This is a genomic window from Amycolatopsis plumensis (assembly GCF_042652605.1).
Taxonomy (GTDB): Bacteria; Actinomycetota; Actinomycetes; order Mycobacteriales; family Pseudonocardiaceae; genus Amycolatopsis; species Amycolatopsis plumensis.
In genome coordinates this window covers 3,526,453-3,541,645 of the sequence record NZ_JBHSJY010000001.1, presented here as the reverse complement: position 1 = coordinate 3,541,645, position 15,193 = coordinate 3,526,453, and the positions used below count along the sequence as shown (strand labels likewise).

Here is a 15,193-nt window from a genome sequence, read left to right as displayed (position 1 = left end):
TCTTCCTACCGCAGCCGCAGGCGGCGCAGCTTCCCGGTGGCCGAATGCGGCAGCGACTCGGCGAACTCGACCGCGTGCGGCACCTTGTACCCGGCCAGGTGGGCCGCGCAGTGGTCGACGACCTGCTGCTCGGACAGCGCCGCCCCGGCCGACGGCACGACGACCGCCTTGACCGCCTCCCCGCTGCGCTCGTCGACCACGCCGACGACCGCGGCCTCGGCCACCTCGGGCAGCTGCCCGATGACCTCCTCCACCTCGCGCGGGAAGACGTTGAAGCCGTTGACGATGATCAGGTCGTTGGCCCGGTCGACCAGGTGCAGGTCGCCGTCGGTGTCGAGGTAGCCGACGTCGCCGGTGCGGAACCAGCCCTCGTCGTCGGGGCCGTGCTCCCCGTCCGGCCAGTAGCCGGAGAAGAGGTTGGCGCCGCGGATCGACACCAGCCCGGTCTCGCCCTCGGCCTCGAAGACGTCGTCGACGTCGTCCGGGTCGAGCGGCACGGCCTGGTCGGTGCCGTCGCTGTCCACCAGCCGCAGCTCGATCCCGGGCAGCGGCCGCCCGACCGAGCCCGGCTTCGGGTAGCCGGTGACCAGCGTCGACGTCACCACCGGGGCGCATTCGGTGAGGCCGTAGCCCTCGTAGACGTCGAGGCCGGTGGCCTCGCGGATCGCCGTCAGCACCTTCGGGTGCAGCGGCGCGGCGCCCGAGGTCATCCGCCGCACGGTGGCCAGGCCGCGGCGCAGCTCGTCGGCGCCGAACGCGGCGAACTCGCCGTACATCGTCGGGACGCCGGTGATCGAGGTGACGCGGTGCTCGGCGCAGTCGTCCAGCGTGCGCTGGGCCTCGAAGCGCTCCGAGAGCACCGCGGTCGCACCGGCGGAAACAGCGTGCAGGAGGCCGGGCCCGAGGCCGTAGACGTGGAAGAGCGGGATGGTGATCAGCACCCGGTCGTCGTGCTCGAGCGCGCCTTCGACGCCGCCGATCTGCTCCAGGTTGGCCAGCAGCGCCCGGTGCGACAGCATCACCCCGCGCGGCGGCCCGGTCGTGCCGGACGTGTACGAAACGACCGCGATGTCCTCGCCGGAGCGGCCGGCGTCGGCGAACTCGCCTCCTCCGTCCGGGTCACCCGCGAGCGTGAGACCGGTCACGCCGTCCGGGAGGTCGTCGCCGGAGTCGCGCTGGACGACGACCTTCGCGCCGCTGTGCTCCAGCAGCTTCCCGAGCTCCGGGCCGGGCACCTGCGGCGACAGCGGCACGACCACCGCACCGGCCCGCAGCGCGCCGAAGAAGGCGACCACGAAGTCGACCGACGTCGGCAGCCGGAGCCCGACCCGGTCGCCGGGCGCGACACCCGCGTCCGCCAGCCGGCGGGCCTGGGCCTGGGCGGCCGCGTCGGCCTCGCGGTAGGTCAGGCTGCGTCCGGTGCCGGTTTCGAGCACGGCCGGGTGCTCCGGCCACGTCTCCGCGGCCCGTGTGAGCAGCCCGCCGACCCCCGGCTGCGTCCCCTCTGGAGCACTCACCCGCGACCTGCCTCTCCTCGCCCGGCGTGAACCGTTGCAAGTCTGTCATCTGAAGCGACGTCATGGGTGCTGACCGCGAGCGTCGCGTCTGCGCAACCCCGGAACCACTACCTACTTAGCGGTAACTACACGTATGCTGCACTGCGTCGCGCCGGTGTCGATGATCACCGCCGCGACCGGAGAGAGGGAGTCGCCGTGAGGAACTTGCCTGCCCACGAGGTCGTGGGGCATGCGAGCCGGCCGGCCCCTGCTCGCCGGGGTGCCGGGGGTTCCGTGGCCCGCCGCCGGGCCGAAGCCGCCGCCGGAGGTGCCGCCCGATGACCCTGCCGACCGCCGTGAGCCGCGGGCCCGTCTTCATGTTCGCCGAACGCGTCTTCGGCCGGACGTCGGCCGTGCCGTTGAGCAGGCAGGCGGCCGACGACGAACGCGCCGAGGCGGCCAAGGCGGAAGCCTGGGACCTGGTGCGGGCCGCGCAGGACGGCGACTCGTCCGCCTTCGGCCGGCTCTACGACCGCTACGTCGACGTCGTCTACCGGTACGTGCTGTTCCGCCTCGGGGACCGCGACCTCGCCGAGGACGTCACCAGCGAGACGTTCCTGCGGGCGCTGCGCCGCATCACGTCGGTGAGCTACCAGGGACGTGACGTCGGCGCCTGGTTCGTCACCATCGCCCGCAACCTCGTGCTCGACCACGTCAAGTCGAGCCGGTTCAAGCTCGAAGTGGTCACCGACGAGGTGACCGAGCCCGGTTCGGCGCCCTTCAGCGTCGGCGCGGCCACCCAGGTCGGCCCCGAACAGGAGGCGATCAGCCGCGCCACCCGGGCCGAGCTGCTGCGCTGCGTCGCGGAACTGGGCGATGACCAGCGCGAATGCATTGTCCTGCGGTTCCTGCAGGGCCTGTCGGTGGCCGAGACGGCCGAGATCATGAACCGCAACGAAGGCGCGATCAAGGCGCTCCAGCACCGCGCCGTACGCCGATTGGCACAACTTCTGCCCACCGGATTGCGCTGAACCCGCGAACTTTTCCGTTCGTCGGCGGAAACCGGTAACCCTGGCGGCTTCTGGATCGTTACCCCACGCAGACCGGTGTCAGGACCGGCCGAGGCCAGGGATGGAGAGCAGCGCCGTGAGGTTTGCGCGTGAGCGAGCCGAGAGCGAGCGGTTCGCGCGTGCCCTGGAACCGTCGCCGGTCCGCCGCGACGACGAGTTCGCCGACGAGCTCGCGCTGGTCGGCGCCCTGCGTGACCTGGGCGCGGCCGGGGCCCCGGACCTGGAGACCCGGCAGCGGATCCGCGCCGAGATCGCGGGCCGCCTGGAGACGGCGGCGGCCACCACCCCCCGTCGGAGGTGGCGGCCGCGGACCGCCGACCTGGTGGCCGCCGCGCTGTTCCTCTTCCTCGCCCTCGCGGGACTGACGCTGGTGCTCTCGCGCACCGCGCTGCCCGGCGACCCGCTGTACAGCGTGAAGCGCGCCGGCGAGTCGACCGCACTGGGCCTGACGTTCGGTGACCAGGAGAAGGCGCGCAAGCACCTCGAGTTCGCCACCAACCGGATCACCGAGCTCGGCGAGCTGGCGGCCGAAGACGCGAGCGCGGCCGACTACCGGACCGCGTACGACGACTTCGCCACCGACCTGCGGGCCGGCGTCGCCCAGCTGTCCGCCGTGGCCACCAGCGACGGTAGTGGCGCGCAGGCGCTGTCCGACCTCCGGCTGTGGGCGCGCAACCAGGCGGCCAGGCTGGCCGCGCAGCCCCTCCCGGCCGACGCGGCGCCGGTGTTCGGCGACGTCCGGGACCTGCTGGGCAAGGTCCAGGAACGCACGAGCGGCCTGGTCGCGCGGATGAACTGCTACCGGATCACCGCCGGCTCGGCCGACGAGCTCGGTCCGCTGCCCGCCACCGGCGAGTGCGCGCAGCGCCCGGCCCCGGCGGCAGGCACCCAGCCGACGTCGGCGTCGTCTTCGGCCGCGCCCCCGCCGTCGGACAGCACGTCGCCGGTCCCGACGGGCACGCAGCTGCCGCCGTCGGACGCCGCGGCGACCCCGGGCCTCCCGGTGCCGAGCGGCGGGGTGACGCCGCCTCCGGTGTACGGCAGCCCGACGACCACCACCCGGCCACCGGCGCCGACCACGACGACGTCCTCGCCGCCGCTGATCTCCCTGCCGCCGCTGCTGCCGGGCCTGCCGCCGATCGTCATCGGCTGAGGTCCGGCCCACACCTGCGACGAAGCAGTGGGCGGCTCGCTACGCTGTGCAAAGGAGACGTGGAGGCGGTGTACGTGTCAGCTTGGCGTGGCAAGGACAAGAGTCAGGAGCTCGAACGGCTCGCCGAGCTGGCGGGCGAAGCGTCGGCCGAAGCCGCGCACGCGCTGTCCGAACCCCCGGCCCCGCCCGCGCCCCCGGACCTGACCGCGGCCGCGTTCTTCGACGTCGACAACACGATGATGATGGGCGCGTCGATCTTCTACTTCGCCCGCGGGCTCGCGGCTAGGAAGTTCTTCACGTCGTCGGACCTCGCCGGGTTCGTGTGGGGCCAGATCAAGTTCCGGCTCGGCGGCCGGGAGAACAAAGAGGACATCAAGACCCACCGCGAGCGCGCACTGTCCTTTGTGGCCGGCCGCACGGTGGCCGAGCTGACGTCGATAAGCGAAGAGATCTACGACGAGCTGATGGCGGACAAGATCTGGTCCGGCACGCGCGCGCTGGCCCAGATGCACCTGGACGCGGGCCAGCGCGTCTGGCTGGTGACGGCGACCCCGATCGAGCTGGCGGCGATCATTTCGCGCCGGCTGGGGCTGACGGGCGCACTGGGCACGGTGGCCGAGACCCGTGACGGGGTGTACACCGGCCGCCTGGTGGGCGACCTCCTGCACGGCCGCGCCAAGGCGCACGCGGTGCGGGCGCTGGCCTCCCGCGAGGGCCTGAACCTCAAGCGCTGCACGGCGTACTCGGATTCGGCGAACGACATCCCGATGCTGTCGGTGGTGGGCACGGCGGTGGCGGTCAACCCGGACGGCGGGCTGCGGGACGTGGCCCGGGCGCGGGGCTGGGAAATCCGCGACTTCCGGACGGGACGGAAGGCCGCGAAGATCGGCGTGCCGTCGGTGCTGGGCGCGGGAGCGCTGGCCGGTGCCGTGGCGGCCGGGATGGCTTACCGCCGCCGCTGAGAATTCCGCCGGACACCGGTCGATTCCCGCCGCGGTCGTTCGACGCCGGTGTGAAGGCACCCGCACCGGGCGCCCCGAGCGCAGAGGACATCACGATGACCGGCTTGAACGCGGACCGCACCAGGCGCGCGATCGTCGACCACACCCGGCGCTTGGCGGAAGCGGCTGCCGCGGCCGGCCCCGACGCTGCCGTGCCGACGGCTCCGGAGTGGACCGTCACCGATCTGGTGCGGCACCTGGGCCAGACCCAGCACTGGGTCGCGGAAATCATCGAGCAGCGCATCACCGACCCCACCCGGTTGCCCACGGAGCTGCCGGAGCTCCCCGCCGACCCGCGCGAGTGGCAGGCGTGGCTGGCGGAATCGGCGAACCGGGTCGCGGCCGCCTGTTCCGATGACGCGCTCGACGCGCCGGTGTTCAACGCCGCCGGGGACGAGCGATCCGGGACGCAGTTCTGGCTGTCCAGCATGCTCAACGAAGCGGTCGTCCACGGGTTCGACGCGGCGGCCGCGGCGGGCCGGCCGCTCGACGTCGACGCCGACGTCGCGGCCGCGCTCATCACCAACCACCTGAGGATGCTGACCTCGCCGACCTGGGCACTGCAGCGGGCCGAGTCCGCGCAGGCCCTCCGGGGCACCGGGCAGACCCTGCAGTGGCGGGCCACCGACACCGCCGAGGGCGCGTGGTTCGTCGAGCGGCGCCCCGAGGGAGCGACCTGGCAGCCCGCGACCCGGCCGGCCGACGTGACGATCACCGGCTCGGCCGCGGCCCTGCTGCGGACGTTGACCAGGCGAAGCCCGCTCGGCAGCGTCGACGTGGACGGCGACGTCCAGCTCGTCCGGCACTGGCTCGACCACACCGCCCACGTCAGCGACTGAGCGCCCACCTCGGCCGCGGGAGACGGCTTCGGCGAAGGGGCAGTGCGGTGGCGACCCGAGTGGACATCGAAGAACGGACCGGCGGCGGCGGCGGACTGCGGGACAGCGTCCGCAGACACCCGTTGACCTGGTTCTTCGTCCTGGCCAACCTGCTGAGCTGGGTCGCGTGGACGCCCTACATCCTGTCGGAGAACGGGCTGGGTGTCCTGCCCTTCCGGTTCCCGGAGCTGCTCGGGACCTCGCAGTTCGCCGGCGTCCTGCCCGGCGCCTACCTCGGCCCGATCGCCTCGGCGTTCCTCGTCACCGCGATCGCCGACGGGCGCATCGGCCTGCGCCGCTGGGCCGGGCGGCTGTTCAAGTGGCGGGTCAGCTGGCTCTGGTACGTGACGGTGGTGCTCAGCGTGCCGGCCGTGCTGACGATCACCACGATGGCGCTGTCCGAGCAGAACCCCGTGGTTCCCGCCGTGGCCACGCTGGTGGCCTACCTGCCGGGCCTGCTGCTGCAGATGGTCACGACCGGGCTCGCGGAGGAACCCGGCTGGCGCGACTTCGCCCTCCCCCGCCTCCAGCAGCGCTACGGACCGCTCGGCGGCACGCTGATCCTCGGCCCGCTCTGGGGGATCTGGCACCTGCCCCTGTTCTTCAGCGAGTGGGGCGGCTGGCCGGACGTCACCTGGCTGACGCCGGTCGAGTTCGTCGCCACCTGCGTCACCTTCAGCATCATCATGACGTGGGTGTTCAACCGCACCGGCCAGAGCCTGCCGATCGCCATGCTGCTGCACACGAGCGTCAACAACTTCTTCTCGCTCGCCTGGTCGGAGATGTTCCCGTCACTGTCGCCCCGGAACACGACACACGCGTTCCTGCTCGCCTCGGCCGTGATCGCCCTCGTGCTGCTCGTCGCGACCCGGGGACGGCTGGGCTATCGGCCGGCGGGCCGGGAACCCGCCGCCTGACGCTTGCGGAGGTGCTCGTGCACGGCGCGGCTCAGCCGCGGAAGACCGACTTCCGCTGCGAAAGCCGCCGGTACAGCGTCTGCTGGATCGACTCGCGCACCTGGTCGGTCAGCTGGAACACCAGCATCGGGTCGTCGACGGCGTCCGGGCCGAAGGAGTCCGTCGCGATCGGCTCGCCGAACTCGATGCTCCACTTCGTCGGCAGCGGGACCGCGCCCAGCAGGCCCAGCATCGGGAAGAACGGCGTCACCGGGAAGTACGGCAGCCCCAGCATCCGGGCCAGCACCTTGATGTCGCCGAGCTTCGGGTAGATCTCCTCGGCGCCGATGACCGACACCGGGATGATCGGCACGCCCGCCCGCAGCGCGGCCGACACGAAGCCGCCGCGGCCGAAGCGCTGGAGCTTGTAGCGGGAGGCGAACGGCTTGCCGACGCCCTTGAAGCCCTCCGGCCACACCCCGACCAGCTCGCCCTTCTGCAGCAGGCGCTCGGCGTCCGCGTGGCAGGCGAGCGTCTGGCCGGACTTGCGCGCGAACGACCCCACCAGCGGCACCTGGAACACCAGGTCGGCGCCGAGGCCGCGCAGGTGACGGCCGCCGGTCTCGTCGTGGACGGCCACCGCCGTCATCAGGGAGTCGAGCGGGATCGTGCCCGAGTGGTTGGACACCAGCAGCGCGCCGCCCGACGCCGGGAGGTTCTCGACGCCGTGCGTGTCGACGCGGAACCACTTCTTGTACAGCGCGCGCAGCGGCGGGAGGAACACCGCCTCGGTGAGCTCGGCGTCGAAGCCGAATTCGTCCACGGTGTAGTCGCCGGTCAGCCGGTCGCGGAGGAAGCCGAGCGCCGACCGCGCCGCGGCGGACAGCGGCTCTTCCGGCGCCGGGCGGTCGACGCCGCCGGGGAAGGCGACGACCGGTGCCTCCTCCTGCTCGCGGAGGTCCCGCTCGGCCTCCAGTGCTTCGGGCTTCTCGCGGCCCGGTCCGTGCAGGGGGATGACTTGCGCCTCGGCACCCACCGTTTCCGCCTCACTTCCGAAGTGTGGTCTGGTCATCGGCTCTGCCCGGTAGCCGCCGCGACGAGCACCTTGCCGGCCAGCCCGGCCAGCTTGCCGCCGTCGAGCACCGGACGGAGCCCGCGTCCTGCGATGTAGTCGTCGAACGCCTCCCGCGTGGTCCACCGCGGGGTGTACCCGAACTCCTGCTTCAGCTTGGCGATGTCGACGACCCGGCCGAAGTTCAGCAGCCGGACCTGGTCGGCGGAGAAGTCCACGACGCGGGCGCCGCGCAGGACCTTGCCGACCGACGGCACCACGCTCCGCGGCATCGGCAGCTCGACCCGGCCGGCTCGCCGGATCGCCTGCGAAAGGGTGAGTACCCCCTCCGCGCCGACGTTGAACACGCCGGGCCGGTCGGTCAACGTCGCCCGTTCCAGCACGGCCAGCGCGTCGGCGGAGTGCAGCAGCTGGATGCGCGCGTCGAAGCCGAAGACCGTCGGCACCACCGGCAGCGCGAAGTAGCGCGCGAGGACGGTGTCGGTCTCGGGGCCGATGATGTTGGCGAAGCGGAACAGCGTCGTGGTGATGTCCGGGCGGCGGCGCACCAGGCCGCGCACGTACCCCTCCATCTCGACGGCGTCCTTCGCGTACCCGCTGGTCGAGGTGGGGATGAGTTCGGAGTCCTCGGTGAACACCGCCTGCGAGCGGGCGCCGGCGCCGTAGACGGCCGCCGTCGACTTCACCACCAGCTTCCGGACCAGCGGCGAGCGCTGGCAGGCGGCGAGCAGCCGCATGGTGCCGATGACGTTGACTTCCTTGATCGCCGTGCGGCGGCCCGGGCCGGCCGGGTGCGCGGTGCAGGACGCGTGCACCACCGTGTCCACCTTGGCCGTGCTGATCACCTTGGCGATCAACGGGTTCCTGATGTCCGCGCGGACGAACTCCGCGTGGCCCATGCGCTGCAGCACCGTCTTGTCCGGCGGGACCGTGTCGACACCGATGACCCGCTCGAAGTCGGGGTTGTTGCCCAGCCGGGCGAGGAGTTTCCCGCCCAGTTCCCCGGCGACGCCGGTGACGAGCACGATGTTCGACGGCATGCGACTCCCTGCGGCGTAGGGCATGTGGGGGGTGGACGGTCACCCGAGGCGCGCGAACCTGCACTCACTGGAAGCATCGCGCGGACGCCCTTGAGATGTTACCGCTCTTCAGTGGTAGCTCCGGCCCGTCTCACGTGCTATTGACGCCGATTTCCCCGGAAAGCGACGAACGCCTCACTCGAACGGGCGGACCTGCCCACCACATGGACGTGGCCCGTCCAGAGACTGGACGGGCCACGATCACGCTCAGCAGGCTTACTTGCCGGCCTTACGACGCTGGACGCGCGTACGGCGAAGCAGCTTGCGGTGCTTCTTCTTCGACATGCGCTTGCGGCGCTTCTTGATCACAGAGCCCATGGGCGCTCCTTAGGTCGACGTCGGTCACGCTGCCCGGCGCAGCGTCCAACGGGTGGAGCGCACAGGCACGAGCGGTTTTCCAGGTTACCCGTCACCCCGGGCGGGGCGGTCGGCGGGCCGGTCGCGGGCACGTCGCAGCACTGCGCGCCGCTGGCCACGGCGTGCCCGGCGGCCGGTCAGCCCACGTCGTAGTAGGCACCCTGGAGGTATTCGTGCACTGCTTTTTCCGGCACCCGGAAGGACTTCCCGACCCTGACGGCGGGCAGCTCACCCGAGTGCACGAGACGGTAGACGGTCATCTTGGAGACCCGCATCAGCGTGGCCACCTCGGCTACCGTCAGGAACTGGACCTGCCCGACGGCGGGCAAATCCTCCTTTTTGTTCGGCGACATGTTTACCGCGTCCTTCGACACGTGTCGCGCCACGAGGCTTCCCCACCTGTGGTATCGACACGCACGTGCTCTATCGAGAGTAGCGGGACTGGTGGGACTAATGCGACGCCTGTCACCGAGATGGGCCCCTACCTGCGCTAACGCACAAGCACCCGCGCGTGCAAGACCCGGGCAATCGCCCGTTACGGCGAAATCAGCCCTCGTCGTGAGCCTTGCCCAGCTCCACGGACCGGTCCTTCGCGGCCTCGATGGCGGCGAGCAGCGCGGCGCGGACACCGTGCTTCTCGAGCTCGCGGATGGCGTTGATGGTCGTCCCGGCCGGGGACGTCACGGCCTCGCGCAGCAGCACGGGGTGCTCGTCGGATTCGGCGAGCATCTTCGCCGCGCCGACGGCCGACTGGATGATCAGCTGCCCGGCCAGCGCGCGCGGCAGGCCCAGCAGGATCCCGGCGTCGATCATGGCCTCGACCAGGTAGAAGAAGTACGCGGGCCCGGACCCGGACAGCGCGGTGACGGCGTCCTGCTGAGCCTCGGGCACCTCGACGACCTGCCCGACGTGCGAGAGCAGGTCCCGCACCACGGCGAGGTGCTCGGCGGTCGCGTACCGCCCGGCGGAGATCGCGCTCATGGCCTCGTTGACCAGCATCGGCGTGTTCGGCATGACCCGCACGACCGGGACGCCCTCGGCGAGCCGCCGTTCGTAGAGCGAGGTGGGCAGCCCGGCGCACAGCGAGACCACGAGCGACGACGGCCCGAGCAGCGGCGCGAGTTCGTCGAGAACGGGCTCGATGTCCTGCGGTTTCACCGCGACGACCAGGATGTCGGCCCGCTTGGCGGCCTCCTCGACCTCGACGCCGCGGATGCCGTAGCGGCCGGTCAGCTCGTCGACGCGCGCCGGGTACCGCTCGGTGAAGAGGAGGTCGCCGGCGTCGTGGCCGCCGTGGAGCAGCCCCGAAAGCAACGCCTCACCGATCTTGCCCGCACCCAGCACCGCGATGACCGTCATGGGGGCAAGCGTGCCAAACCCGCCCGGTCGCCCCGGTGCCGGGTCGCCGGCGTGCAGTGAATGACTCATTCCTGGCGTCCGACGCCAGGAATGAGTCATTCACTGCGTTCCGGGAGCGGGGGCCAGGCCCAGCTGCCGGGCCTGGCACACCAGCCGGCCCTGGGCGTCGACCACCGTGGCGTCCGAGTCGAACCACGACTCGTGCACCGACCTGGACTCCACCACCACCCGCAGCCAGCCCGGCGCCGGGCGCGTCCGCAGCAACGCCGTCAGCTGGACCGTCGGCGCCCAGCCGATGCGGCCGAGGTTCATCACCACCGGCGGGTTCACGTCGGAGGCGAGCAGCGAAAAGTACGGGTCCACGAGGCTGTGCCGGGGCCGGACCCACAGCCGCATCCGGGGCGGCTCGCCGGTGCGCCCGGTCAGGTAGCCCGCGGTCGCCGGATCGAGCCGGACCTCGCACCCCTTGGCCAGGTTGAACGGCCCTTCGGTGCTCTCGGCCATCGCCAGCGCCCCGGGCGGGGGCTCGGCGGGCATCGACGGCACGTCGGTCCACTCCGGGCGCCGCATCGGGAGCCGTCCCGTCGTCACCCTGGCTTCCACGCAGCTGCGGCCGCGCTGCTCCAGGCGGACCTCGACCACCGTGGCGCGGCGGCCGACCTTGCGGACGTCCGTGCGCAGCAGCACCGGGCCGAGCGCGGGCGCGTGCAGGAACTCCGCACTGACGACCAGCGGCTCCGCGTGCGGCTCACCGCGCTCGTGCAGGGCGGCGATGGCCGCCCGGGCCAGCAGGGCGAGCAGGAAACCCCCGTGCGGGTGCGAGCCGATGGCCCATTCCGCACGCAGCACCGCGGTGAAGGTGCCGTCCCCCAGCGACCGCGCCGCACTCGCCGTGTCGAAGGACACGGCGGTGCCGTCCATTCCGCTCACGAACGGTCCGCGCCATTTCGGGAATCCGGGTAGGTGACGAGCAACGAGAGCGACGGGTTCACGGTCCGAACTTTACGGGTTCGACCGGCGGAAATGCACTCGGGAGCAGAAAGGCGCGGCGCGTTATTGCCCGAGGTGGAACCGAGCGAACAACAACGCCTCCGCCAGATCGCGGACCCGCTGCGCCGCGGTGACGGCGTGCCGGGTGTTGATCTCCAGCACGATCTGGCCGGCGAAACCGTTGCTGACCAGCTTCTCGAGCAGTTCGGCGCAGGGCTGGCCACCGCGCCCGGGTACCAGGTGTTCGTCCTTCGGGAGGCCGGTGCCGTCGGCCAGGTGGACGTGCGAGAGGCCGTCGCCCATCCGCTGCGCCAGCGCCAGCGCGTCCATGTCGGCTGCCGCTGTGTGGGACAGGTCGAGCGTGTAGTGGCGGAACCCGACGTCCGTCGGATCGATCGACGGCCGGAACGCGGAGACGCGCGAATTCTTCGAACCACCGGGCGGCCGGACCTTGAACATGTTTTCGACGGCGATTTCGACGCCGCTCGACTCCTCCAGTTCGTCGACCAGATCGCCGAACGCGTCCCCGTACCGGCGCTGCCAGCGGAACGGCGGGTGCACCACCACCGTGCGCGCGCCGAGTTCGAGCGCGGCGTCGACCGACATCCGCAGCCGCACGGCCGGGTCCGGCGACCAGATCCGCTGGGTGATCAGCAGCGACGGCGAGTGCACCGACAGCACGGGCACGCCGGTGCGCCGCGACCAGCGCCGCAGCGCGGAGACGTCCTGGCTGACCGGGTCGGCCCAGACCATCACCTCGACGCCGTCGTAGCCGAGCTCGGCGGCCAGCTCGAAGGCCGTCCCGGCCTTGAGGGGCCACACGGACGCCGTGCTGAGTCCGACGGGGACCGGCTGCTCGTCTGTCACGCGCGCCATCCTGCCCGCGCGCGTCGCGATGGGCGCCGGGGGGTCAGCGGCCGACGAGCAGCAGCGCCGCCGGTGAGACCGTCACCACCAGGCCCACCAGCACGGCCAGCACCGTCGTCTGCAGGTCTTCGGCGCGGCGGATCTTCCGCACGATCCAGACCAGCGCGACGACCACCAGCAGCGCGGCGATCAGCGCGGCGGCCGGGATGTTCACCCAGAGCCAGTTGAAGCCGAGCCAGACGGCGGCCCCGCCGACGACACCCATCGCCAGCTGGCCGGCCAGGGCCAGCCACTGCTTGCCGGCCGAAGCCGCGGGCTCCGGCTCCGCGACCGGCTCGGGCGCGTCGTCGTACTCGTCGTCTTCGTAGCCTTCGCCCTGCTCGTAGCCGTAGTCGTCCTGCTCGAAGTCCGGGCCGTCCGCCGGGTAGTCGTCGGCGAACTCGCGCTCGTAGGGCGCCAGGTCGTCCGGGATCGGCGCCCGCGAGGCCCGGTCGCCGGGCGCGAACGGCATCGGCGGCGGGTACGCGCCGGTCGGCGGGCCCGCGTCGTAGGCGGCCTGGTAGCCGCTGCCCTCCGGGGCGAAGCCGTCGGGCTCGTCGAAGTCGTCCTCGGGGTAGCCGTCGTCCGGGGCGTCGGTGGGCACCGCCGGCATGACGCCGATCTCGGTGTCCTCCATCTGCTCCTTCTGCCGCCGCTTCCGCCAGTTCGCCAGGCCCGCGGGCGAGGAGGGCTCCGGCGGCTCGGGCTTCTTGGCCTTCGGCGGCACCGGCGGGGCGGGCGGCTCGTCGTCGGGGACCGCCGAGAACTGCTCGGTGTGGTCCTCGCGCTTCGGCTCCGGACGGCGGGACGGCGCCCGGCGCGGACGGCCGGGGGCCGCGGGCGGCGTCGCGAACGTGCCGCTGGCCATCGGGGGCGGCGGGACGTCGATTTCGGCGTCCGGGGTGCCGTTCAGGCCGTCGAGCCGGGCCGACAGCGGGCCGCCGGGCGGCGGCGGGGTCGGCAGCTGCTGTGACGGCTGGGGCGGCACCGGCAGCGCCTGGGACGGCTGCGGCGGGCCGGGACGGCGGCGGACCGGCGCGACGGCGCGGGTTTCCTCGGCCGACGGCGGAATCGGCAGCTGCTGGGACGGCTGCGGCGGCACCGGCAGCGCCTGGGACGGCTGGGACGGCGGCGGGGGCTGGCGGCGCGGCGCGGCCCGCGGCGGCACCGGCAACTGCGCCGACTCCTGGGGGCGCGGCGGCACGGGCTCGGGCGGGACCGGGCGCGCGAACTTGCCCGATTCCTGCGGCGGCCGGGCGAACTGGCCGGACTCCTGCGGGACCGGGCGGGCGTACTGGCCGGACTCGGCCGCGCCGGGGGCGGGCCGCGCCGGGGGCGGCGGCACCGGCCGGGGCAGCGGCTGGGAGTCCTGCGGGACCGCGCGGGGCGCGGGCGGCGGCGGGGACGGCGGCTCGGCGCGGCGGCGCCCGGCCGGCCGCGCGGGCGGGGACGGCGGGGGCGGCGTGCCTTCGGACGCCACCCGGTCGATGATCGCCTGCGGGCCGGTGTCGGTCACGCCCGGCCGCCGGTGCGAGCCGGTGGCGCCGGGCGGGGCTTCGGGGGTGCCGGGTTCGTCGTCGTCATCGGCGGCACGCCGACGGCGACGGCGTCCGCCGTCGACCTGGGCACCGTGCTGGGCGAGCAGCTCAGCCACGGTCTTCTGCGGCGGCTGGTCGCCTCCGGTCTGGTCCGTCATACCTGCTGATCCCCTGCGCGCACCGTGTTGCCACTTGCGGCACCTGGCGGAGTGGTACCCGACGGCACACCGGCGGCGCCGCGCGCGCTGTACACCGACCTCTGCATGTCCGTCACCTCTCCACCGTGCCCGTTATCCGTCCGGGAAGTCCAGCCGCGTGCTTTCACCGGTCCTCCTGTGCGCCGAAGCGCCCGGTGCGGGCGGCTCCAGTCTCATCCGCGCCGTTCGAATGGTCCAGCCGCCGCAGGATGACACCCTCTCGCAGAGCCCACGGGCAGATCTCGAGTTCCGGCACACCGAGCGCCCGCATCGTGGCCTGCGCGACGAGCGCACCCGCCACGAGCTGGTGCGACCGGCTCGAGCTGACGCCTTCCAGCTGCGCGAGATCGGCCGACGGCATCCGCGAGATGAAGGCCAGGAGCTGGCGCAATGCGGTGTCCGTGAGCGTACGTCGGACGCGGGGACCCGCCGCCGAGGGGGCGGCGCCGGTCAGCCGGGCGAGCGAGCGGAACGTCTTCGATGTGGCCACGACCCGGTCGGGTTCACCCCATTTGGTGACCTTGCGCGCGAGGTCGGTGAGCTGGTCGTCCAGCCACGCGGACGTCGCGACGAGCTCCGAGCGCGTCGGCGGGTCGTGCTTGAAGCGGGTGCGCGTGGTGCGGCCGGCGCCCAGCGGCAGCGATTCGGCGAGCACGGGTTCTTCGTCGCGGCCCATGGCGACCTCGAGGGAGCCGCCGCCGATGTCGAGCACCAGCAGCTGCCCGGCCGACCAGCCGTACCAGCGGCGGACGGCGAGGAACGTGAGCCTCGCTTCGTCGGTGCCCGAAAGCACCTGCAGGTCGACGCCGGTCTTGTCGGCCACGCGGGCCAGCACCTTGGCGGAGTTCTTCGCTTCGCGGACCGCGGAGGTGGCGAAGGCCATGACCTCTTCGCAGCCGAGCCGGGCGGCGGACTCCTTGGCGGATTCGACCGCGGTCACCAGGTCGTCGGCGCCGGACTTGGAGAGCTCCCCGCCGGGGGTGATCTGCTCGGCCAGCCGCAGCACGGATTTTTCGGAATGCATCGGCGTCGGGTGGGCGCCACGGTGGGCGTCGACCACGAGCAGGTGGACGGTGTTGGAACCGACGTCGAGTACCCCTAGGCGCACGGGGGTCCAGGGTACCGGCCTCAGGCGCAGGTCTCGAACATGTAACCGAAAACACTCGGTCCGGCCAAGCCGCCACTTTCACGTGAAAGTGCC

15 protein-coding genes are annotated in these 15,193 nt (G+C 72.6%); 5 read left to right on the top strand and 10 right to left on the bottom strand.

Annotated features, from left to right (window positions below):
* Positions 1–5: 5 nt before the first annotated feature.
* The gene (locus tag ACFPLC_RS17130; protein ID WP_378189369.1) at positions 6–1,517 is read right to left on the bottom strand and encodes an AMP-binding protein; all 1,512 of its coding nucleotides are present in this window, start codon (positions 1,515–1,517) and stop codon (positions 6–8) included.
* 317 nt (positions 1,518–1,834) lie between these two features.
* Between ACFPLC_RS17130 and ACFPLC_RS17125 the strand changes: the two genes are divergently transcribed.
* From ACFPLC_RS17125 to ACFPLC_RS17105, 5 genes are all read left to right on the top strand, one after another.
* On the top strand, positions 1,835–2,527 hold the full coding sequence (locus tag ACFPLC_RS17125) for a sigma-70 family RNA polymerase sigma factor (RefSeq protein WP_191311422.1): 693 nt from the start codon (positions 1,835–1,837) through the stop codon (positions 2,525–2,527).
* Between the two features lie 115 nt (positions 2,528–2,642).
* Entirely contained in the window at positions 2,643–3,719 is a 1,077-nt protein-coding gene (locus ACFPLC_RS17120) for a DUF5667 domain-containing protein (protein ID WP_378189371.1), read from the top strand.
* Positions 3,720–3,778: 59 nt separating this feature from the next.
* The gene (locus tag ACFPLC_RS17115) at positions 3,779–4,681 is read left to right on the top strand and encodes an HAD family hydrolase (RefSeq protein ID WP_167384412.1); all 903 of its coding nucleotides are present in this window, start codon (positions 3,779–3,781) and stop codon (positions 4,679–4,681) included.
* 95 nt (positions 4,682–4,776) lie between these two features.
* Positions 4,777–5,559, top strand: coding sequence for a maleylpyruvate isomerase family mycothiol-dependent enzyme (locus ACFPLC_RS17110; RefSeq protein ID WP_378189372.1), 783 nt, complete (start codon positions 4,777–4,779; stop codon positions 5,557–5,559).
* A gap of 47 nt (positions 5,560–5,606) precedes the next feature.
* Complete coding sequence (locus ACFPLC_RS17105; protein WP_378189373.1) at positions 5,607–6,515, top strand: CPBP family intramembrane glutamic endopeptidase; 909 nt, start codon at positions 5,607–5,609, stop codon at positions 6,513–6,515.
* Positions 6,516–6,546: 31 nt separating this feature from the next.
* Here the strand turns inward: ACFPLC_RS17105 and ACFPLC_RS17100 are convergent, their stop codons facing one another.
* From ACFPLC_RS17100 to ACFPLC_RS17060, 9 genes are all read right to left on the bottom strand, one after another.
* Positions 6,547–7,566: a lysophospholipid acyltransferase family protein gene (locus tag ACFPLC_RS17100; protein WP_378189374.1), complete on the bottom strand. Its 1,020-nt coding sequence runs from the start codon at positions 7,564–7,566 to the stop codon at positions 6,547–6,549.
* Positions 7,563–8,606 (bottom strand): NAD-dependent epimerase/dehydratase family protein, encoded by a 1,044-nt coding sequence (locus ACFPLC_RS17095; RefSeq protein ID WP_378189375.1) that lies wholly within the window; start codon positions 8,604–8,606, stop codon positions 7,563–7,565. Before ACFPLC_RS17095 ends, ACFPLC_RS17100 begins: the two co-directional genes overlap by 4 nt.
* 255 nt (positions 8,607–8,861) lie before the next feature.
* Positions 8,862–8,963 (bottom strand): 30S ribosomal protein bS22, encoded by a 102-nt coding sequence (locus ACFPLC_RS17090; protein WP_007030867.1) that lies wholly within the window; start codon positions 8,961–8,963, stop codon positions 8,862–8,864.
* A gap of 176 nt (positions 8,964–9,139) precedes the next feature.
* A complete protein-coding gene (locus ACFPLC_RS17085; protein ID WP_013222402.1) occupies positions 9,140–9,355 on the bottom strand; it encodes a helix-turn-helix domain-containing protein in 216 nt (71 codons plus the stop codon).
* Positions 9,356–9,548: 193 nt separating this feature from the next.
* Positions 9,549–10,361, bottom strand: coding sequence for a pyrroline-5-carboxylate reductase (gene proC / locus ACFPLC_RS17080; RefSeq protein WP_378189376.1), 813 nt, complete (start codon positions 10,359–10,361; stop codon positions 9,549–9,551).
* Between the two features lie 99 nt (positions 10,362–10,460).
* Positions 10,461–11,282 carry a thioesterase family protein gene (locus ACFPLC_RS17075; RefSeq protein ID WP_378197820.1) on the bottom strand — a complete coding sequence of 274 codons (822 nt, stop codon included), beginning with the start codon at positions 11,280–11,282 and terminating at the stop codon, positions 10,461–10,463.
* A 132-nt stretch (positions 11,283–11,414) separates the two neighbouring features.
* Positions 11,415–12,227, bottom strand: coding sequence for a sugar phosphate isomerase/epimerase family protein (locus ACFPLC_RS17070; RefSeq protein ID WP_378197463.1), 813 nt, complete (start codon positions 12,225–12,227; stop codon positions 11,415–11,417).
* A gap of 34 nt (positions 12,228–12,261) precedes the next feature.
* A complete protein-coding gene (locus ACFPLC_RS17065) occupies positions 12,262–13,953 on the bottom strand; it encodes a hypothetical protein (RefSeq protein ID WP_378235861.1) in 1,692 nt (563 codons plus the stop codon).
* Positions 13,954–14,116: 163 nt separating this feature from the next.
* Positions 14,117–15,100 (bottom strand): Ppx/GppA family phosphatase, encoded by a 984-nt coding sequence (locus ACFPLC_RS17060; RefSeq protein WP_378197472.1) that lies wholly within the window; start codon positions 15,098–15,100, stop codon positions 14,117–14,119.
* Positions 15,101–15,193 lie beyond the last annotated feature (93 nt).